The following is a 19,139-nucleotide window of genomic DNA, read 5'->3' as shown; positions in this document are numbered from 1 at the left end:
CTGCCAAACCCGCTTCCCTAGATTAGTTATGTTCTATAATGATCGGGGGAAGCGTTGACCGGCCGGAGCAAAATGGCCGGGGAGGAGTTCGCCAATGACATTCATCTATCCYGTCGACAGCAACAAGGCGCATCCCCTGCCGCTGTCGCCCGAATACAAGAGCTCGATCAAGCGCGCGCCGAACAAGCCCTTGATCCCGATGCGCCACACGCTGTCGGAATTGACCGGCCCGGTCTACGGCCACGAGACCGTGCGCGAGGGCGATGCCGATCTCACCACCCAGCATACCGGCGAGCCGATCGGCGAGCGCATCATCGTGCACGGCCATGTCCGCGACGAGGACGGCCGCGGCGTGCCGAACTCGCTGGTCGAGATATGGCAGGCCAATTCCTGCGGCCGCTACGTCCATGTCCGCGACCAGCATCCGGCGCCGCTCGATCCGAACTTCACCGGCGCGGGCCGCACCGTGAGCGATGCCGCCGGCTACTACCGTTTCGTCACCATCAAGCCTGGCGCCTATCCCTGGGGCAATCACCACAACGCCTGGCGTCCCGCGCATATCCATCTGTCGGTGTTCGGCCATTCCTTCGTCACGCGCCTCGTGACGCAGATGTATTTCCCTGCTGACCCGCTGTTCCCGTTCGACCCGATCTTCAACTCGGTGCCGGACGAGAAGGCGCGGGCGCGGATGGTGTCGTCTTTCGACCTCGAGAACACGCAGCCCGAATGGGCGCTGTGCTACCGCTTTGACATCGTGCTGCGCGGCAAGAACGCCACGCCAATGGAGAACACTTAAGTGCAGGACAACGGTATTACCCCATCGCAGACCGTCGGTCCGTTCTTCAAATACGGCCTGACGCCGACCGGCGAATACGCCTGGAACGACGCGTTCACCAACTCGACGCTGACGCCCGACGTCACCGGGGATCGCGTCCGCATCGAAGGCCGCGTGTTCGACGGCGACGGCGTCGTTGTGCCCGACGTCATGCTGGAGATCTGGCAGGCGGATGCGCAGGGCCGCTTTGCCGACCCCCAGGACAAGCGCGCGCTGCCCAATGCCAGCTTCCGCGGCTTTGCCCGCTGCGGCACCGACAAGGACGGCAATTATTCCTTCGACACCGTCAAGCCGGGCGCGGTGCCCGATCCCGACGGCAAGCCGCAGGCGCCGCACATCGTGCTTGCGGTGTTCGGTCGCGGCATGCTGCGGCATCTCTACACCCGCATCTATTTCAGCGACGAGGCCGGCAATGCCACCGATCCCGTGCTGGGACTGGTGCCGGCCGATCGCCGCGCGACGCTGATCGCGACGCGCGAGGCGGGGAAGGCGGTCTATCGGCTCGACCTGCGGCTTCAGGGCGACGACGAGACGGTCTTCTTCGACATGTGAGGCAGCAACGCGTGGCGGCGATATCGACAGCCGCCACGCGTTTCTCATCCAGCGCAACTGAGCTGGTTGCTGCGTTTCATCGGGCCTGAGACGTTTCTGTTCGTGCCCCGAGTCGGTCTCGCTGACTCAAAAACGACCGACTGACATCCTCTTTTCGTAATTTTCCGGTGCTCGCGGGATACAATTTCCGCGCGAAGCAATCCCGTGTTTACCGCAGTTGTTTAGGGTCCGTTCGGATTTCGACCTGCGCCATTGGATTGTTTCATGAAAATTCGTCTCTCGCTTTCTTCTGCAGTCATTGCATTCGGGATCGTGCTCGCCATCGGCTTTACTGCCGTCGTCTCGACCAGCCTTTACGCCCTGCGCGAGCTCAAGGTCGGCGGTCCGCTTTATTCCGACATCAAGCTCGGCAACGACCTCATCGCGGACATCCTGCCGCCACCCGAATACGTGATCGAAGCCTATCTCGAGGCCACGCTCGCCATGCGCGAGCCGGACCAGCTGTCGGCCCATGGCGAACGCCTGGCCCAGCTCCGCAAGGATTACGACGAGCGCAAGGCATTCTGGACCACCTCCAGCCTCTCCACCGATCTGAAGACGGCGCTGGTGTCGAAATCCGACGCCGAGGTGCAGAAGTTCTGGAAGCTCTTGTCCGACCAGCTCCTGCCGGCCCTCAAAGCCAAGGACGTGGCCGGCGCCGAACGCGCCTATGCGCAGCTCAAGGACGCCTACACCGCGCACCGCGCCGTCATCGACAGCATCGTCGAGAGCGCCAACAAGCAGAATGCGGACATGGAGAAGCTGGCCGCCGAACGCGACAGCTCGATCCTCTACATTCTCCTCGGCGTCTCCGCAGCCGTCCTGGCCCTCATTGCCGCAGGCCTGCTCGGCGTCGCGCTTGGCGTGGTGCGCCCGATCGTGCGCATGACGGACACGATGCAGAAGCTCGCGACCGGCGATCTCGCTGTCGACATCCCCTTCGCGCACCGCCAGGACGAGGTCGGCTCGATGGCGGGGGCGCTCCAGGTGTTCAAGCTGGGGGCGATCGAGAATTCGCGGCTGCGCGAGGAGCAGTTGCGGAAGGAGCAGGAGGCCGCGACGGCCAAGCGTGGCGCCCTGCACCAGATGGCCGAGACCGTCGAGCGCGAGACCGGCCGCTCGGTCGATTCCGCGAGCGTGGCAAGCCAGGGCGTCGAACGGGCCGCCTCCAGCCTGTCCGAGATCGCCCGGTCGCTGTCCGCGGAGTCGCAGGCGGTGGCCTCGGCGTCCACCCAGGCGCTGGGCAGCTCGCAGACCGTCTCGGCCGCGGCCGAACAACTGAGTGCCTCGATCCGGGACATCGCAACGCAGGTGGCGCGGACCAGCACAGTCACGAAATCGGCGGTCGCCGGCCGCGAGCAGGCGCGTTCGACCATCCAGGCGCTGGCGGGCGCGGTGAAGAAGATTGCGGAGGTCTCTGACCTTATTGGCGGCATCGCCGGCCAGACCAACCTCCTGGCGCTCAATGCCACGATCGAGGCCGCGCGGGCCGGCGAGGCCGGCCGCGGCTTTGCGGTGGTTGCGGCCGAAGTGAAATCCCTGTCCGACCAGACCGCCAAATCCACCGAAGAGATCGGGCGCCTGATCGCCGAGGTTCAGGCCTCGACCCAGGCTGCAGTCGATGCCGTCGAGACGATGGGAGGCCACATCGTCGAGATCGACGGCGTGGCGACGTCGGTCGCGGCGGCGATGGAAGAGCAGGACTCCGCAACGCGGGAGATCGCGCGGTCGATTTCCGAATCGGCATCCGCTGCGAAGGAGGTCTCGGCCAAGATCGCCAATGTCAGCCGCGACGCCGCCTCGGTGGACGAGCGCGCCACGGAGGTGAGGCAGGCGATCGCGGGCATGGCGGCCAACCTGGAATCGCTGCGGTCGGTCGTCGTCCGGACCGTGCGCGACTCGACCGCAGCGGCTTGAGCCGGGTGCCGGGTCTGCGGCTGGTGCGTGGGGTCGTGATCGTGCAGTATTGCGCGGGACAGGGGCATCGTGGTCATGACACCTCCACAACTGCCGGCGGTCGTTGAGCCCGCCCAACTGACGGCTGCGCTGCGCAGGGGTGGCGTGCTGGACGCTGGCGCCGTGCGCGAGGTGAAGGTGCTGCATCAGCGTGACACCGTCGTGTCACACATCGTCCGCCTCGGCCTGCGCTATGTCGGGGAATCCGCCGGTGCGCCGCAATCGCTGATCCTGAAGACCGCCAATTCCGCGTTTGCGCAGACGCTCGCCAATGCCGGCCGGCACGAGGTGGCGTACTACACGCAGCCTGCGCCGAAGATGCCGCTGGGATTGGTGCCGCGCTGCTTCGACGCGCATTTCGACGAAGAAAGCCTCGCCTGGCACCTGCTGCTCGAGGATCTCACCGACAGCCACGAGGTCGCAACGCAATGGCCGCTGCCGCCGTCACGCGAGCAGGCGATCGCGATCGTCACGACGCTGGCGCGCTGGCATGCGGCCTGGTGGGACCATCCCGATCTCGGCGAGACCGTCGGCAATTGGGCGAGCACCGCAGACAGCGCGCAGCACATGGAGGCGTTCGCGGGTCATTACGACCGCTTTGCCGATTTGCTCGGTGACCGTCTCAGCGAGGAGCGACGCCTCATCTACCGTCGCCTCATCGATCAGTCGGCCCGGCTATCCGAGCGCTATCATTCGCGCCGTCATCTCAGCATCACCCATGGTGATGCCCATAGCTGGAATTTTCTGCTGCCCCGCACCGGTGTCGCCGATACCGCGCGCATCTTCGACTTCGACCTGTGGGGCATCGACGTCCCGACCAACGATCTCGCCTACATGATGGCGATGCAATGGTACCCGGAGCGACGCCAAGGGCTCGAACGCTCGCTGCTCAATCTCTACCATGATGCGCTGATTAAAAGCGGCATCACGGGCTACACGCGAGGTGCGCTCGATCGCGACTACCGTTGGTCCGTGCTCTGGCACATCACCAAGCCGGTCTGGCAGTGGAGCATCAACATCCCGCCGTTGATCTGGTGGAATAATCTGGAGCGGGTGATGATGGCGGTGGACGATTTGGGCTGCGAGGAGTTGTTGTAGCGCGCGTGTGTCCCGGGCGCGGTGCAGCGCGTAGCGGTGCGCCACAGAACCGGGACCCAGTGTGCCGCGGGAGGTGGGCCCCGGCTCAGCAGCGCAACGCTACGCGCTGCGCTGCGTCCGGGGCACGAGACCGCCGCTACTCCATCACCGCATGTTCCGGCCCGGCCGCCTGCTTGCGCAGCGTGGCCTTGGTCGAGCCGATCAGCAAGGCGAGCGGGATGGTGCAGAGGATGAAGATCATCACCAGCATATAGTCGTGCGCAAACGCGATGATCTGGGCCTGCACGCTGACCATCCTGTCGGCCATGGCGCGGCCGGCGTCGGTGGAGAGATTGATCATGCCGCTGACGCTGGGCATCTGGAGCGCGTGGTTGAACGGGTTGATGTACTCGGACAGGATCGCGTAGGTCCGCCGCGTTCCCTGCGTCAGCTCGGCGATGACGACGGAGATGCCGACCGAGCTCGCGACGTTGCGCATCAGGGTCAGCATCGCGGTGCCGTCAGTACGCAGCTCGTTCGACAGGGTCAGGAATGCCACCGTCGAGAGCGGCACGAAGACGAGGCCAAAGCCAAAGCCCTGGATGACGCTGACGGTGACGATCTCCGGCACCTGGGTCAGGTCGGTCCACCCGGTCATCTGGAACAGCGAGCCCGCGGTCAGCGTCAGGCCGGTGATGATCAGCGTGCGTGCCTCGAAATAACGCATCATGCGGCCGACCAGCATCATGGCGAAGAAGGTGCCGAAGCCGCGGCTCGCCAGCAGCAGGCCGGCGGTGATGATGGGATAGCCGATCACGTTCTGCATGTAGGGCGAGGCCAGCGCCATGGTCGAGAACAGCACGAGCCCCATCACGACCATGAACATGCAGCCGGTGACGAAGTTGCGATCCTTGAACAGCGCGAAGCGGATGAACGGCGTCGACGTCGTGAAGGAGTGCGCGAGGAAGAAGTAGAAGGCGACGGCCGAGACGATGAACTCTGCGATGATCTCATTGGATTCGAGCCAGCCCAATTGCTCGCCCCTGTCCAGCGCGAGTTGGAGCGAGCCGATCGCGACCGCCAGCGCGGCAAAGCCGAACCAGTCGAATTTGAGGCTGATATCCTTCCGGGTCTCGTCCATGAAGACGATCAGGCCGAGCACGGTGATGGCGCCGAACGGCAAATTGACGAAGAACACCCAGTGCCAGGAATAGGTCTCGGTCAGCCAGGCGCCGAGCGAGGGGCCCATGATCGGGCCCATCATCACGCCCATGCCCCAGATCGACATCGCCTTGGCGCGTTCCTGGAGCGTGTAATAATCGAGCATGACCGATTGCGACAGCGGCACCAGGGCCGCGCCGAACACGCCTTGCAGCAGACGGAACAGCACCATCTGGTTGATGTCCTGCGCCAAGCCGCACAGCACGGATGCGAAGGTGAAGCCGGCGGCGCAGATGATGAAGATGCGCTTGCGGCCGAAGCGGTTGGCGATCCAGCCGACCGGCGCCGTCATGATCGCGGCGGCGACGATGTAGGAGGTCAAGACCCAGTTGATCTGGTCCTGCGAGGCCGACAGTGAGCCCTGCATGTAGGGCAAGGCGACGTTGGCGATGGTGGTGTCCAGCGCCTGCATGATGGTCGCGGTCATGGCGCAGATCGTCACCATGTTCCTGCGCAGGCCGGGGACCATCAGGCTGGCATTGGGGCCGGACATCGGATCAGTCCTTGTCCTGGTCTTTGTCCTGGTTCGCCGTCGCCGACAATCCGAACAGGCCGGCGAGCGAGCGCTTGTGGCCAGTGTCGATGGTGGCGTAGACGCTCATGCCGGCCTTCAGCTTCCGCACGTATTTGTCGGTCTCGTCGAAATAGATCCTGACAGGCACGCGCTGCACCACCTTGACGAAATTGCCGGTGGCGTTCTGCGGCGGCAGGATCGCGAATTGCGCGCCGGTGCCGGGCGAGAGCGAACCGATCTTGCCCTTGAAGACGTGGTTCGGAAACGCGTCGACCTCGAGGGTAACAGGCTGTCCCTCGGTGACGTGGGTGAGGTCGCTCTCCTTCGGATTGGCGTCGACCCAGGGGTGAGCGACGTCGATGATGGAGAACACTGGCGTGCCGGCGGTGACGTAGCGGCCGAGCTGAATCTGCTCGACCTGCGTCGCAACGCCGCCCATCGATGCGCGCACCACGGCGTGGTCGAGATTGCGCTCGGCATTGTCGAGCTTGGACTTGGCCTGCGCGTAAGGCGGGAATTTCTCCAGCGGCAGGTCGGTGTCGCCGAGCAGCTGCGTCTTGGCCGTCGAGATCTGCTGCTTGACGTATTGCGCGATCGAACCTGACGTGACCAGCGCGTTCGCGGAGTTGTCGAGGTCGAGCTGCGAGCCGTAGCTGTTCTTCACCAGCGCCTGTTTGCGCTCGACGTCGCGCTGCTTCAGGTCGACGCCCTGTTGCGCAAGGTTGAGCATGTCGCCGTAGATCTTGATGTTGGCGCGGAGGTTGTCATAGGTCGACTGCGCCTGCATCAGCTGCGCCCTCGCCTCGTCCACCGCGAGGCGGAACGGCACGGGATCGATCTCGAACAGCTCGTCGCCTTGCTTGACGATCTGGCCTTCCCTCACGACGACCTTCTCGATCTTGCCGGAGATGTCGGGCGTCACCAGGACCTTCTGCGCGCCGACATAGGCATCGTCAGTGCCGACATAGCGGCCGCCGTTCAGATAGAAGGTGAGGCCGCCGACGGCGACGACGAGCGGCAGCACGACCAGGAGCAGGAAGCGGCGATAGCGGCGCAGGCCCGCCACCAGGCGGCGGCGCGGATCGGTGCCGGCTTTCTTGGTGGGCTTGCCGCTGTCGCTCTTCTGCTCGGGCTGGAACTTGAGGACCTGATCAGCCATAGCGCTGCTCCTTACGCGCTTGTTCCGCGCCGGATGTCTGGATCGCGTTACGCACGTTTTCCTTGATGGATTCGAGTTGGGTGAGGAGACGGTGGGCGTCCGCCGGGCTGATGCCGTCGAGTGCGTTCGCGGTGAGTTCCGATTTCAGGCCGCTCATCTTGCCGAGCAGCGCACGGCCGGCCTTCTTGAGATAGAGGCGCTTGACGCGGCGGTCCGAGGCGTCGCTGCGGCGCTCGATCCAGTCGCTGTCGCAGAGCTTGTCGATCAGGCGCGTCAGCGTGATCGGCTGCATCTCCAGCAACTCGGCGAGTTCCGACTGCTTCATGCCCTCGCTGCGCTCGACCTTGGCAAGGACCGCCCATTGCGCGCGGGTGATGCCGAAGCGCGATGCCTCCTTGTCGGCATAGACCCGCAAGAGGCGGTAGAGTTCACCGAGCGTAAACAGGAAGTTCTGGTCGACGGACCCGCGGGTCATAACGTTATCTCCAATGAGCTTGACTATAATAAGCAAGCTTATGATTATTTCGTGGCGGATTAGCGGGACGCTGTCCCGCAGCAAGAGCATGGCTGACAGGCGCATTCCCGGTCGCGCTTTGGGTTCCACGGCCGAAATGCTAGAAGGCAGGCCACATGACCCTCGCAAAGCCGGCATTTCCGACGCCTGACCACGATCACGGCCGCTGCACCGCGGACGCGCTGGCGCACGCTGAGACGGTTTGCGAGGCTCGCGCGCAGAAATTCACGCCGATCCGCCGCCAGGTGCTGGGGGCGCTGCTGTCCAGCCACCGGCCGCTCGGCGCCTATGAGATCATCGACGAATTGGCAAAGTCGATGCCGCGGCCGGCGCCGATCACGGTCTACCGGGCGCTCGATTTCCTGATGGCCAACGGCCTCGTGCACCGCATCGAAAGCCGCAACGCCTATCTCGCCTGCGCCGCCCACGACCACGACGCGACCTCGGCGGTGGCGTTCCTGATCTGCGAGCGCTGCGGCCTGGTCGGCGAGATCCCGTCGGCATCCTTCGCCAAGGACCTCAATGCCGCCGCGCGCAGCTCAGGCTTCGCACCAAAACTGTCCGTGGTGGAGATTACGGGCGTCTGCGCCCATTGTCAGAAAGCTGCATAAAGCAACAACGGCGCAAGCCGGTATTCGGGAAGAAATGTCCGCACCACAAGCCATACCGTCCGCTGGTCGCCCCCTCAGTGCCGGCGCCATCGCCCTGATGCTCATGCTGTGCCTGACCTGGGGCTTCAATCAGATAGCGGTGAAGCTGGTGCTGCCGGAGGTGCCGCCGATGCTCCAGGCGATGATCCGCTCGATGGGTGCGTTGCCCGTGCTGTTCATCGTCGGCAGCTTGCGCGGCGTCAAATTCTTCGAGCGCGACGGCACGTGGAAGGCCGGCCTGGTCGCCGGGCTGATGTTCGGCGTCGAGTTCGTGTTGATCTTCCAGGGCCTGCGCCTGACCTCGGCCTCGCGCGCGGTGGTGTTCCTCTACACGGCGCCGTTCTTCGTCGCGCTCGGGTCCTACCAGGTGCTCGGCGAGCGGCTCGGCGGCATCCAATGGCTGGGGCTGGCTGTGAGCTTTGCCGGAGTTGCGCTCGCGATCGGCGTGCCGCAGCCCAATGTGGATTCGCACATCCTGCTCGGCGATCTCCTGATCGTGGCCGGCGCAGGACTTTGGGCGGCGACCACACTGGTCGCCAAGGGCACCCGGCTGCGCTTCGCGGCGCCGGAAAAGGCGCTCGGCTATCAGGTCGCGACCTCGATCCCGATCCTGGGCACCGCCGCCTGGCTGTTTGGGGAGACCATCACCCAGACCCCGTCGCCGCTGTCGCTCGGCCTGATGGCCTTCCAGGCGATCTGGGTGGTCGGAACCACGTTCACGCTTTGGTTCGCGCTGGTGAAGTCCTATTCGGCCAGCAAATTGTCGGCTTTTACCTTCATCACCCCTTTGTTTGGCGTGGTGGGTAGCTATTTCATCATGCACGACACCTTGAGCCTGACATTCGGGGCCGCTGCGATCCTTGTAATTGCTGGGCTTTTTCTGGTTAACCGTCCCAGCTCAACGGCTGCGGCGCCGCGCGATGCATTGCTCAACGTCACCAAAACCTGATATTTGGACCCCATGAACAAGCTCGAAAACCCCATCGATTCCGACATCGCGGGCCCGGCGCCCCGGCACCGGACCACCCAGGTCAAGGTCGGCGACGTCGCCGTTGGCGGCGGTGCGCCGATTGTCGTGCAGTCGATGACCAACACCGACACCGCCGATATCGACGGCACCATCGCCCAGGTCGCAGCGCTCGCGCGCGCCGGCTCCGAAATGGTCCGCATCACCGTGGACCGTGAGGAGGCCGCTGCCGCCGTTCCGCACATCCGCGATGGCCTCGCCAAGCGTGGCATCACCACGCCGCTGATCGGCGACTTCCACTATATCGGCCACAAGCTGCTCGCGGCCTATCCGGCCTGCGCCGAGGCGCTCGCGAAATATCGCATCAACCCCGGCAATGTCGGCTTCAAGGACAAGCGCGACACCCAGTTCGCCGACATCATCGAGATCGCGAACAAGAACGGCAAGCCGGTCCGCATCGGCGCCAATTGGGGTTCGCTCGACCAAGAGCTGCTGACCAAGCTGATGGACGAGAACGCCGCGTCCGCCAATCCGCGCGACGTGCGCGCGGTGACGCGTGAGGCCATGGTGCAGTCGGCGCTGCTCTCGGCCGCGCGCGCCGAAGAGCTCGGCATGCCCAAGGATCGCATCATCCTGTCCGCAAAGGTGTCGGCGGTGCAGGATCTGATCGCGGTCTATCAGGATCTCGCGGCGCGTTCCGATTACGCCATCCATCTCGGTCTCACCGAGGCCGGCATGGGCACCAAGGGCATCGTGGCCTCGTCGGCCGCGCTCGGCATCCTGCTTCAGCAGGGCATCGGCGACACCATCCGCATCTCGCTGACGCCGGAGCCCGGCGGCGACCGCACCCGCGAAGTGCAGGTCGGCCAGGAATTGCTGCAGACCATGGGCTTCCGCACCTTCGTGCCGCTGGTTGCGGCGTGCCCCGGCTGCGGCCGCACCACATCGACCACGTTCCAGGAGCTGGCGAGCTCGATCCAGGCGTTCATCCGCGACGAGATGCCGGGCTGGAAGACGAAATATCCGGGCGTCGAAGAGCTCAACGTCGCGGTGATGGGCTGCATCGTCAACGGCCCCGGCGAATCCAAGCACGCCAATATCGGCATCTCGCTGCCCGGCACCGGCGAAGCGCCGGCCGCGCCCGTCTTCGTCGACGGCAAGAAGTTCCGCACGCTGCGCGGCCCCACCATCTCCGCCGACTTCAAGGCGCTGGTGATCGACTACATCGACCAGCGCTACGGCCAGGGCGCCAAGGTCCCGGTGACCGCGGCGGAGTGATTTTACTCCGCTAGCGCCCAACACTCCGCTGTCGTCCCCGCCTAGTGCGCAATTGCGCACGTGGGGCGGGGACCCATACCTACAGGCCGTGGTTAGGCGCGAGATCGCGGCTACCAATCTTCGCCAAACCTAATCCTGTGGTTGTTGGTCCCGGGCTCGCGCTACGCGCGCACCGGGACGACGGCCGTGTTTGCAGCGCGGATTGCGTATCTGTCGCCGCGCGGTACGATGTCCCCAATCAACAATGATTGGGAGTAACACCCATGAGCTCGCTATCCGGCAAGCAGGGTCCGCGCTATCGCCACATGGCCGAAGACGGCGCGGCTTACGAGACCATCGCGGTCGAAAAACTCACCCCCATCATCGGCGCGGAAATATCCGGCGTCGACCTCGGCAGCCTCGCCGATGGCGATGCCCGCTCCAACCGGCAGATGGACGAGATCCACCGCGCGCTCGCCGAAAACCTCGTCATCTTCTTCCGTGATCAAAACATCACGCCAAAACAGCATCTCGCGTTCGGCCGCAAGTTCGGCGAGTTGCATTTCCATCCCGCCGCGCCGCACGAGGACGAAGATCCCGCGCTGATGAAGATCTACGCCGACAAGAACTCGCCGCGGGCGAACGGCGAGGGCTGGCATTCGGACGTGTCCTGCGATCTCGAGCCGCCGATGGGCTCGATCCTCTACATCAAGCAGTGCCCGCCGCGCGGCGGCGACACGCTGTTCGCCAACATGTACGCCGCCTATGAGGCGCTGTCGGACCGGATGAAGGCGTATCTCGACGGGCTGACCGCGCTGCATGACGGCGAGCCGATCTATCGCGGGCTTTACGCCAATTACGGCGTCGCCGATCGTCCGTCCTATCCGAGCGCCGAGCATCCGGTGGTGCGCACGCACCCGGTCACCGGCAGGAAGGCGCTCTACGTCAACCGCGGCTTCACCCGCCACATCAACGGCATCCCGCGCGACGAGAGCGATGCGATGCTTGCCTATCTCTACCAGCACGCCGAGAATCCGCTGTTCCAGTGCCGCTTCCGCTGGACCGAGAACGCCATCGCCTTCTGGGACAACCGCTGCACCCAGCACCGCGCGATGTGGGACTACTGGCCGCACACGCGCTCAGGGACGCGGGTCACGGTGAAGGGGGAGCGGCCGGTTTAAGTCGCCACCGTCGCCAATCGCTCAGTGACCCTGAATCACGGACTTGGTATTGCCCCCGTCGAATGATGTGGGCTCGTGGTGCTGCTTGCAGGGGCTACAACCAGCGATATACTCGCAAAGGGCGATTTGGGGGGAATTATGCGCTGGGTGGCGGCTACCATTCTTGCGCTCGTTTTTTACGGGTTCGCGGGTCAGGCGCTGGCCGAGAAGCGCGTCGCTCTGGTGATTGGCAATTCGTCGTACCGGAATGTCCCGAGCCTTCCGAATCCCCGGAATGACGCCGCCGAGATTGCCTCCCTGTTCAGATCTGCAGGATTCTCCGCGGTCGATGCTCGCCGTGATCTTGGTATTTCAGACATGCGGCGCGCGATCAGCGATTTCGCCGAGATGGCAAGCGATGCCGACGTGGCCGTCGTCTATTTCGCCGGCCATGGCATCGAGGTCGATGGTGCAAACTACGTCATCCCCGTCGACGCGAAGTTGTCCCGCGATTTCGACATCGAGGATGAGGCTATTTCCCTCGATCGCATTCTGAAATCGATCGAGCCCACCAGGCGGCTTCGCCTCGTCATCCTGGATGCGTGCCGGGACAACCCGTTCTTGAAGACCATGAAGCGAACCATAGCGTCCCGATCGATCGGTCGCGGGTTGGCGAAGGTCGAGCCCGCGATATCCGATACGCTGATTGCCTTCGCGGCCAAGGCCGGATCGGTTGCGTTGGACGGCGATGCCAAAAACAGTCCCTTCACGGCCGCGCTGCTGCACAACATCGCCGCTCCCGGCTTGGACTTGAGGATTGCATTCGGCCGAGTTCGCGACGAAGTGCTGAAGGTCACCAATCGTCACCAGGAGCCGTTCGTCTATGGATCATTGGGCGGCTCTGTCATCTCGATCGTCGATGCACCGAAACTGCCGCCACCGCCAACGACGGATGACATCGTCTGGAACGCCGTGAAGGATTCGACCTATCCGGCCGTGTTCGAGGAGTTCATCGCGAAGTTTCCGACGACGCCACATCTGAAGGCGGCCCAATCACGGCGTGATGAGCTCAAGCAGGCGCAAGCTGCGGCTGCCGCGCGCATACCCCCGCCGCCGACCGCCGACGAAATCGTCTGGACGGCGATCAGGGATTCGAACTATCCCGCGATCTTCGATGATTTCCTCAGCAAGTTTCCCGCCAGCAAGCCCSCGCTGTCGTGCGGCCGCGATGTGCGGGCTCGCCGCATATTCGCCACCTCCGCCTGCAGATGAGATCGTCTGGAACGCGATCAAGGAGTCGCACGACCCCGCGATCTTCGAGGAATATTCCGCAAAATATTCCAGCAGTTCGCACGTCTCCGCCGCACTGTCGCGTCGTGACGAGCTGAAGAAGGAACGCGCGGCGGCAGCGGCACCTCCTCCGCCCCCGCTCGCAACCGATGAGATCGTCTGGAACGCGATAAAGGACGGCCGGTCGCCGGCCATGTTCGAAGAATTTCTGAGCAAATTTCCCGAAAGCTCGCGGTCGGCAGAGGTTCGCGAGCGGCTCAAGGCACTCCAAGGGACGCAGTTGGCTTCCACCAATGCGACGCTCCCGGCCATAGACGTGACCCCGCAGCGCGAAGGATCGATTGCGCTTGGCATCAAGGTGTTGTCCTCGTCGGAAGAGGCTGCCCTGAAGCAGAAAGCCAGCTTCAAGGAATGTGAAAAGTGTCCCGAGATGATCGTGGTCGCGCCGGGCGCTTTCATGATGGGAGCGTCGGAGAGCGTATCGAAGCGCGCCACGGAATCGTCCCGCCACAAGGTGACGTTCGCCCGTTCATTCGCAGTTGGACGTTACGCTGTCACGTTCGAGGAATGGGACGCCTGCGTCGCCGATGGCGGATGCAACGGATACAAGCCCTGGGACAACGGTTGGGGTCGTGGGAAGCGGCCGGCGATCAACATTTCCTGGTCGGATGCCAAGAGTTACGTGGCCTGGCTATCGGCCCGCACCGGCAAGACGTATCGCCTGTTGAGCGAAGCCGAGCGAGAATATGTGACGCGGGCGGGGACCACATCGCCGTTTTGGTGGGGAGCCTCGGTTTCTCGCGGGCAGGCCAACTACGACGACAGGGTCGGTCAGGACAAAAATGCAAAAGGTGGCTCCGGACAGAAGACGGTCCCTGTCGATTTCTTCCAGCCGAATCCGTGGGGCCTCTACCAGGTGCACGGCAATATTTGGGAGTGGGTCGAGGATTGCGTCAACGACACTTATGACGGCGCACCCACCGACGGTAGCCCCTGGATGAAGGGCAGATGCGAACAGCGTGTCCTGAGGGGAGGCTCGTGGGTCAGCCAAGGCGGATGCAGTCGAAGCGGGAAGTCGCTATGGCGTGCAGTCCGAAGGACGCGTCAGCAACGTTGGATTTCGAGTCGGGAGGACGTTGAAATAGCTGGGCACGAACGCATCGGCCTCGCCAGCCGGAACAACCCCATACAATAGCACAGCAATTTTTTCATTGGAGACTTATGACATGACAACCTGCTTCGTACGGCTGCCAACGACCTTCTCGGCGAAAGTCATTGCGGCGCTCGTCCTGTTCTTCGGAATCCTGTGTAGTGCCCATGCGAGCATGTCGCTCGTCGTGAAATCCGGCGAGGCAAAGGAAGTCTGCAAATGCGGAGGACACTGGCGCGTCGACAACAGCGGCAAGGTATGGCCCGTTAGTGTTCAAGTCGTGACTCCGCCGAAGAACGGCGCCGTGACGACGAGAGCGAGCTCCGGGCAACGCAAATTGCGAAATGGAGAAGCCAAGACCGTGCGGCTGRCCAGCGTGGTGTACCAATCCAAGAAGGGGTATGTTGGCGAAGACTCCTTTACTTATCGGCGCGTTACGGCGGACCCCACCGATCCGGACAATGGCAAGGAATACACGGTCGCTGTCACCGTCAGATAATTACAACGGGGGCGGATAGGAGCCCTATGATCCGCCCCCTTCGACCTGCGATAAAGACGGCTGTTACGCTACGCCAATCCACCCCACGAAGCCGTTCTTGCGTTGACGTCTTCCCGCGCCCGCGTCAATCTTCCCGAAAACAAATCGGGAGGATCAGCCATGCTCCGTGCCGAGGACAACAAGTTCTTGATCGAGTCTGGCCCCGGAACGGGCATGGGCGAGCTGTTGCGCCGCATCTGGATTTCTGTGCTCCTGTCGAAGGAACTTCCTGAACCCGATGGCGAACCGAAGAAGATCGTCGTGCAGCGCTTCGGCGATATCGCCGGCTTCGTCGGCAGGTCGCGGATCGCGGCAGCGGAGTAGGACTTGTCGTTAGGACGGGGCATCGTCACAATTCTCCTCGTGTCGCTGGTCGCACCGCTGCTTCCGTCGATCGACGCGGGCCGTGCTGCACCCGCCCGGAAGGTTGCGAAAGCCAGACTTAAGCCTGCGCCCGCTCCAGCCAAATGTGAGATGCCGAAATTCCGGATCGTCGTCGACGTCGGGCACACCCCGGACTCCTACGGCGCGTTGAGCGCGCGCAATGATCCGGAGTTCGGCTTCAACTTCCGGCTCGCAAGGCTGGTCACGGCAAAACTCAAATCCGAAGGCTTTACCGCGACCCGGTTGCTCGTCACGGACGGCAAGGCGCGGCCGAGCCTGTTCAAGCGCGTCAGTGCCGCGAATGACGGCCGGGCCGATCTCGTGCTGTCGATCCATCACGATTCGGTGCCGGATAAGCTGCTCGAGACCTGGGAATTCGACGGCGCAAAGAGCTATTTCAGCGACCGCTTCTCGGGTCACTCGCTGTTCGTGTCCGAGCGCAATCCGCACTTCACCAGCAGCCTGAAGCTGGCCCGGATGATCGGCAGACAGTTGAAGGAGCAGGGGCTGCACTACGCCAGCCAATACACCCTGCCGGTGATGGGCCGCTACCGGCGCCAGCTGCTCGACAAGGATGTCGGCGTCTACCGCTATGACGGGCTCGTCGTGCTGTCGCGAACGCGAAGCGCGGCAGTGCTGCTCGAAGCCGGCTCGATCATCAACCGCGACGAGGAGATGGAGATGAATTCGTCGGAGCGGCAGGAGTTGATTGCGGGCGCCGTCGCGGCGGGGGTCGGGGAATTTTGCGAGAGGCGATAGTTGGCGCTGCCGTCATTGCTTCGCTTCGCTCGCAATGACTAGAAAGCTACAACGGCACCCCCCGATACTCCCTGTTCGCCAGGCTTGCCTCTTCCAGGTCCAGGTCGCGCTCGATCCGGCGCCGCGTCTCGTCGGTGATCTGGCCGTCGCGCAGGAGGTCGTGGATGAACTTTCGCTCGGCGACGATCAGGTCGCGAGTCAGGACGGTGCCGGCGGCGGAGACGTCGTGATGGTTGGGGTCGAGTGAATCCGGAAGCTGGTTGACACGAATCTCGTGACGCGCGCGCAGGAGCCGCATCACCTCGTCCGACACATCCTTTTCCTCGGTCATTGCGTCGAGCGACTTCAGCGCCGCCTCGAGCGCCTGGCGGCGTGCCGCGATCTCGGCCTCGTGCTCGGCGACATGCTCGTTGCGGCCGGCCTCGGCGACACCGAGCCAGCGCACCACCGGCGGAAGCGTCAGGCCGACGCCGATCAGCGTCACGAAGATGACTCCGAAGGCGACGAACAGGATCAGGTCGCGATACGGGAAGGCGTTGCCGCCCGGCAACGTGAACGGCAGCGCCAGCGCGGCCGCCAGCGACACCGCGCCGCGCACGCCGGTGAAGGCGAGCACGAACGGCCATTGCCATGGCGGCGATGGGTCGCGCTTGCGCAGGCTCTTGCTCAATATCCGCGGCAGATAGATCGCAGGATACAGCCAGACGAAGCGTGCGATGACGATGACCGCCAGGACCACCGCGGTCGCGATCATGATATCGTCGAGCGGAAACGCCTTCGACTTCTCGTAGAGTGCCCGCATCTGGAAGCCGGTGAGCAGGAATAGCAGGCCCTCGATCAGATAGATGATGAGATCCCAGAAGAAGATGCCTTGCAGGCGGGTCGACGCCGAGATCAGCAGCGGGCCGTTCCAGCTCACATAGAGGCCGCAGGCCACGGTCGCGATCACGCCGGAGCCGCCGAGATGCTCGGGCAGCCAGTAGGACACGTAGGGCGTGATCAGCGACAGCGTCAGCTCGACCTGCGGATCCCTGGACCATTTGCGGAAGCGAAGGGAGAGCCAGCCGATGCCGATGCCAAAGGCGATCTCGCTGGCGACGATGAGGACAAACTCGCCGGCCGCCAGCGGCAGTGAGAAATGGCCGACCATGATGGCCGCAAGCGCGAAGCGGTAGAGGATCAGCGCGGTCGCGTCGTTCGCGAGTCCCTCGCCCTCGAGGATGACCAGGAGCCGGCGCGGTATGTTCAGGCGGCGCGCGATCGCGAGCGGCGCCACCACGTCCGGCGGCGCGACGATGGCGCCCAGCAGGAATCCGATGGTCCAGGGCAGGCCGATCACATAATGCGTGGCACTAGCCACCAGCGCCGCGGTGAAGATCACCGCGCCGACCGCGAGCAGCACGATCGGCCGCAGATTGTTCCTGAACTCGCGCCAGCTCATCGCGACGCTCGCCGAGTAGATCAGCGGCGGCAGCACCATCAGCAGCACCAGTTCCGGCGGCAGTTCCACCGGCGGCATGCCCGGCACGAAGGCGAGGCCGACGCCGGAGAGCATCAGGAGAATGGCGGGCGCGATGTTGAAGCGGCGGGCGACCAGCGCGGTGCCGGCCAGCACCGTGAGCAGGATGAGAAAGGTCTGAAATTTCGCTGCGATCATGGCCTGTCTTGGCCCGGAAGCGGCCAAAAGGTCAATGCGTCACGGCTCACGCCAGCCGGTCGGCCACCATGCGTCCGACGCGCGCGAACACGGCCTCGATCTGCGCGGCGTTGGGCCTGCCGCCCTGGGTATAGGCCGCGATCAGGATTGGTACATCCGCCTTGTTGTCGAGCTTGGGCCAGACGACCGCGATATCGCCCGACGCATCCTTGCCGTTGTTGCCGGTCTTGTCGCCGATCTTCCAGCCTGCCGGCAGGCCGCCGCGCAGCCGGTTGGCGCCGGTCTTGCAGCCCACCATCCATTCGGTGAGCTGGGTCCGCGAGGCCGGCGACAGTGCTTCGCCTACCACCAGCCGCTTCAGATTGGCGGCCATCGCCGCCGGCGTCGTGGTGTCCCGGGGATCGCCGGGCGGTGAGCGGTTGAGCTCGGGCTCGTTGTGGTCGAGCCGCGAGGTGGTGTCGCCGAGCGATCGCCAGAAGGCCGTGAGCGCGGCGGGGCCGCCGATCCGCGCCAAGAGCAGGTTGGCGCAGGTGTTGTCGCTGAGCTCGACGATGGCCTTGCACATGTCGGTGACCGACATCGTGCCAGCGGCGAGATTTTGTTTGGCGACCGGTGCGTAGTCGAGCAGGTCGGCCTTGCCGTAGGGGATCATGGCCGCAAGCTGCTCCTCGCCGCGATCGGCCCGCGCCAGCACGCAGGCCGCGAGCGAAGCCTTGAACGTCGAGCACATGACGAAGCGCTCGTCGGCGCGCCATGCGAGCTTCGCGCCAGTCGCGAGGTTCTCGGCATAGACCCCGATCCGCCCGCCGCTCTCGCGCTCGTAGGATTCGAGCTCCGGCGGTGCGTCTACGGCGAGCGCGGGGGAGGCGGCCATCCAGCACAGCGAGGCAAGCAGGGTACGGCGGTCGAGCGGCATAGGGGACTTTCGGACGAGATAGAGGTGGAGCGTCGTCATTGCGAGCGCAGCGAAGCAATCCAGAATCCCTCCGCGGAAAGACTCTGGATTGCTTCGCTTCGCTCGCAATGACGGAAAATCAAAGGCGAGTTCGTCAGAATTCGGGCAGCGGAAGGGTCGTCCCGCTCACTCCCTCAGGTCATACCGGTACGACTTCGACACGATCTGCCAGCCGTCGGCGAGCTTCATCGCCACCAGATAATCCGTGAAAAAGCGCGGCGGCAGCTGGCACCTGACCTTGATGAAGGCGGTCTTGTCGTCCGAGCGGTCGATGGTGACGATGAAATCCTCGCGCGGCTTGCCTTCGGCCTTCCCGGAAGGGCGCTTGCGGACGCGATCGAGCCAGTCGGGCACGGTCAGCACCTGAAGCTCGCCCTTCTCGACCCAGCGCAAATCGGCGGAGGGATGGAAGATGGCGCCGAGTTTTTCGGCATCGCCCTCGTAAAGTCCGTCGAAATAGGATTGCACGACGGCTTCGACGCTCGAACGGTTCTGGCTCATGGGT

The 19,139-nt window shown here is 64.1% G+C and carries 19 protein-coding genes; 13 read left to right on the top strand and 6 right to left on the bottom strand.

Features of this window, described 5'->3' with window-relative positions:
• Positions 1 to 94 precede the first annotated feature (94 nt).
• The 4 genes from pcaH to AB4Z51_RS32375 all read left to right on the top strand — a co-directional run bounded on the left by pcaH (position 95) and on the right by AB4Z51_RS32375 (position 4,480).
• The gene (pcaH, locus tag AB4Z51_RS32390; protein WP_071909017.1) at positions 95 to 796 is read left to right on the top strand and encodes a protocatechuate 3,4-dioxygenase subunit beta; all 702 of its coding nucleotides are present in this window, start codon (positions 95 to 97) and stop codon (positions 794 to 796) included.
• The gene (pcaG, locus tag AB4Z51_RS32385) at positions 797 to 1,387 is read left to right on the top strand and encodes a protocatechuate 3,4-dioxygenase subunit alpha (RefSeq protein ID WP_063980035.1); all 591 of its coding nucleotides are present in this window, start codon (positions 797 to 799) and stop codon (positions 1,385 to 1,387) included.
• Positions 1,388 to 1,651: 264 nt separating this feature from the next.
• A complete protein-coding gene (locus tag AB4Z51_RS32380) occupies positions 1,652 to 3,343 on the top strand; it encodes a methyl-accepting chemotaxis protein (RefSeq protein ID WP_441498756.1) in 1,692 nt (563 codons plus the stop codon).
• A gap of 48 nt (positions 3,344 to 3,391) precedes the next feature.
• On the top strand, positions 3,392 to 4,480 hold the full coding sequence (locus AB4Z51_RS32375; protein ID WP_166353551.1) for a phosphotransferase: 1,089 nt from the start codon (positions 3,392 to 3,394) through the stop codon (positions 4,478 to 4,480).
• A 136-nt stretch (positions 4,481 to 4,616) separates the two neighbouring features.
• Here the strand turns inward: AB4Z51_RS32375 and AB4Z51_RS32370 are convergent, their stop codons facing one another.
• The 3 genes from AB4Z51_RS32370 to AB4Z51_RS32360 are packed head-to-tail and all read right to left on the bottom strand — an operon-like array spanning position 4,617 to position 7,828.
• Positions 4,617 to 6,173 (bottom strand): MDR family MFS transporter, encoded by a 1,557-nt coding sequence (locus tag AB4Z51_RS32370; protein ID WP_441498755.1) that lies wholly within the window; start codon positions 6,171 to 6,173, stop codon positions 4,617 to 4,619.
• Positions 6,174 to 6,177: 4 nt separating this feature from the next.
• A complete protein-coding gene (locus AB4Z51_RS32365; RefSeq protein ID WP_441498754.1) occupies positions 6,178 to 7,353 on the bottom strand; it encodes an HlyD family secretion protein in 1,176 nt (391 codons plus the stop codon).
• Positions 7,346 to 7,828 carry a MarR family winged helix-turn-helix transcriptional regulator gene (locus AB4Z51_RS32360; RefSeq protein WP_014491125.1) on the bottom strand — a complete coding sequence of 161 codons (483 nt, stop codon included), beginning with the start codon at positions 7,826 to 7,828 and terminating at the stop codon, positions 7,346 to 7,348. The genes AB4Z51_RS32365 and AB4Z51_RS32360 overlap by 8 nt, the downstream gene beginning before the upstream one ends.
• 155 nt (positions 7,829 to 7,983) lie before the next feature.
• Here AB4Z51_RS32360 and AB4Z51_RS32355 point away from each other — a divergent pair, with 155 nt between their 5' ends.
• From AB4Z51_RS32355 to AB4Z51_RS32315, 9 genes are all read left to right on the top strand, one after another.
• Positions 7,984 to 8,478, top strand: coding sequence for a Fur family transcriptional regulator (locus tag AB4Z51_RS32355; RefSeq protein ID WP_038943833.1), 495 nt, complete (start codon positions 7,984 to 7,986; stop codon positions 8,476 to 8,478).
• A gap of 34 nt (positions 8,479 to 8,512) precedes the next feature.
• Positions 8,513 to 9,466: a DMT family transporter gene (locus tag AB4Z51_RS32350; protein ID WP_441498763.1), complete on the top strand. Its 954-nt coding sequence runs from the start codon at positions 8,513 to 8,515 to the stop codon at positions 9,464 to 9,466.
• Positions 9,467 to 9,478: 12 nt separating this feature from the next.
• Positions 9,479 to 10,762: a flavodoxin-dependent (E)-4-hydroxy-3-methylbut-2-enyl-diphosphate synthase gene (gene ispG / locus AB4Z51_RS32345; protein ID WP_063980029.1), complete on the top strand. Its 1,284-nt coding sequence runs from the start codon at positions 9,479 to 9,481 to the stop codon at positions 10,760 to 10,762.
• A 263-nt stretch (positions 10,763 to 11,025) separates the two neighbouring features.
• Positions 11,026 to 11,922 (top strand): TauD/TfdA dioxygenase family protein, encoded by an 897-nt coding sequence (locus AB4Z51_RS32340; RefSeq protein ID WP_441498753.1) that lies wholly within the window; start codon positions 11,026 to 11,028, stop codon positions 11,920 to 11,922.
• Positions 11,923 to 11,997: 75 nt separating this feature from the next.
• Positions 11,998 to 13,173, top strand: coding sequence for a caspase family protein (locus AB4Z51_RS32335; protein WP_441498752.1), 1,176 nt, complete (start codon positions 11,998 to 12,000; stop codon positions 13,171 to 13,173).
• On the top strand, positions 13,130 to 14,386 hold the full coding sequence (locus AB4Z51_RS32330) for a formylglycine-generating enzyme family protein (RefSeq protein ID WP_441498751.1): 1,257 nt from the start codon (positions 13,130 to 13,132) through the stop codon (positions 14,384 to 14,386). The genes AB4Z51_RS32335 and AB4Z51_RS32330 overlap by 44 nt, the downstream gene beginning before the upstream one ends.
• 31 nt (positions 14,387 to 14,417) lie before the next feature.
• Positions 14,418 to 14,840, top strand: coding sequence for a hypothetical protein (locus AB4Z51_RS32325; protein ID WP_441498750.1), 423 nt, complete (start codon positions 14,418 to 14,420; stop codon positions 14,838 to 14,840).
• Positions 14,841 to 14,999: 159 nt separating this feature from the next.
• Positions 15,000 to 15,203: a hypothetical protein gene (locus tag AB4Z51_RS32320; RefSeq protein WP_441498749.1), complete on the top strand. Its 204-nt coding sequence runs from the start codon at positions 15,000 to 15,002 to the stop codon at positions 15,201 to 15,203.
• 3 nt (positions 15,204 to 15,206) lie between these two features.
• Positions 15,207 to 16,022 carry an N-acetylmuramoyl-L-alanine amidase gene (locus AB4Z51_RS32315; protein WP_441498748.1) on the top strand — a complete coding sequence of 272 codons (816 nt, stop codon included), beginning with the start codon at positions 15,207 to 15,209 and terminating at the stop codon, positions 16,020 to 16,022.
• Between the two features lie 46 nt (positions 16,023 to 16,068).
• On the opposite strand, the gene AB4Z51_RS32310 is transcribed toward AB4Z51_RS32315, so the two are convergent.
• The 3 genes from AB4Z51_RS32310 to AB4Z51_RS32300 form a co-directional block, all read right to left on the bottom strand.
• Entirely contained in the window at positions 16,069 to 17,679 is a 1,611-nt protein-coding gene (locus AB4Z51_RS32310) for a Na+/H+ antiporter (RefSeq protein ID WP_441498747.1), read from the bottom strand.
• A 46-nt stretch (positions 17,680 to 17,725) separates the two neighbouring features.
• Entirely contained in the window at positions 17,726 to 18,595 is an 870-nt protein-coding gene (gene bla, locus AB4Z51_RS32305; protein ID WP_441498762.1) for a class A beta-lactamase, read from the bottom strand.
• Positions 18,596 to 18,760: 165 nt separating this feature from the next.
• A complete protein-coding gene (locus AB4Z51_RS32300) occupies positions 18,761 to 19,135 on the bottom strand; it encodes a nuclear transport factor 2 family protein (RefSeq protein ID WP_007598116.1) in 375 nt (124 codons plus the stop codon).
• Positions 19,136 to 19,139: the final 4 nt, after the last annotated feature.

The sequence above is a fragment of the Bradyrhizobium sp. 2TAF36 genome (genome assembly GCF_052114925.1).
GTDB classification, from domain to species: domain Bacteria; phylum Pseudomonadota; class Alphaproteobacteria; order Rhizobiales; family Xanthobacteraceae; genus Bradyrhizobium; species Bradyrhizobium barranii.
Note: the sequence above shows the minus strand (reverse complement) of the source record. Positions and strands in the feature narration are given on the sequence as shown.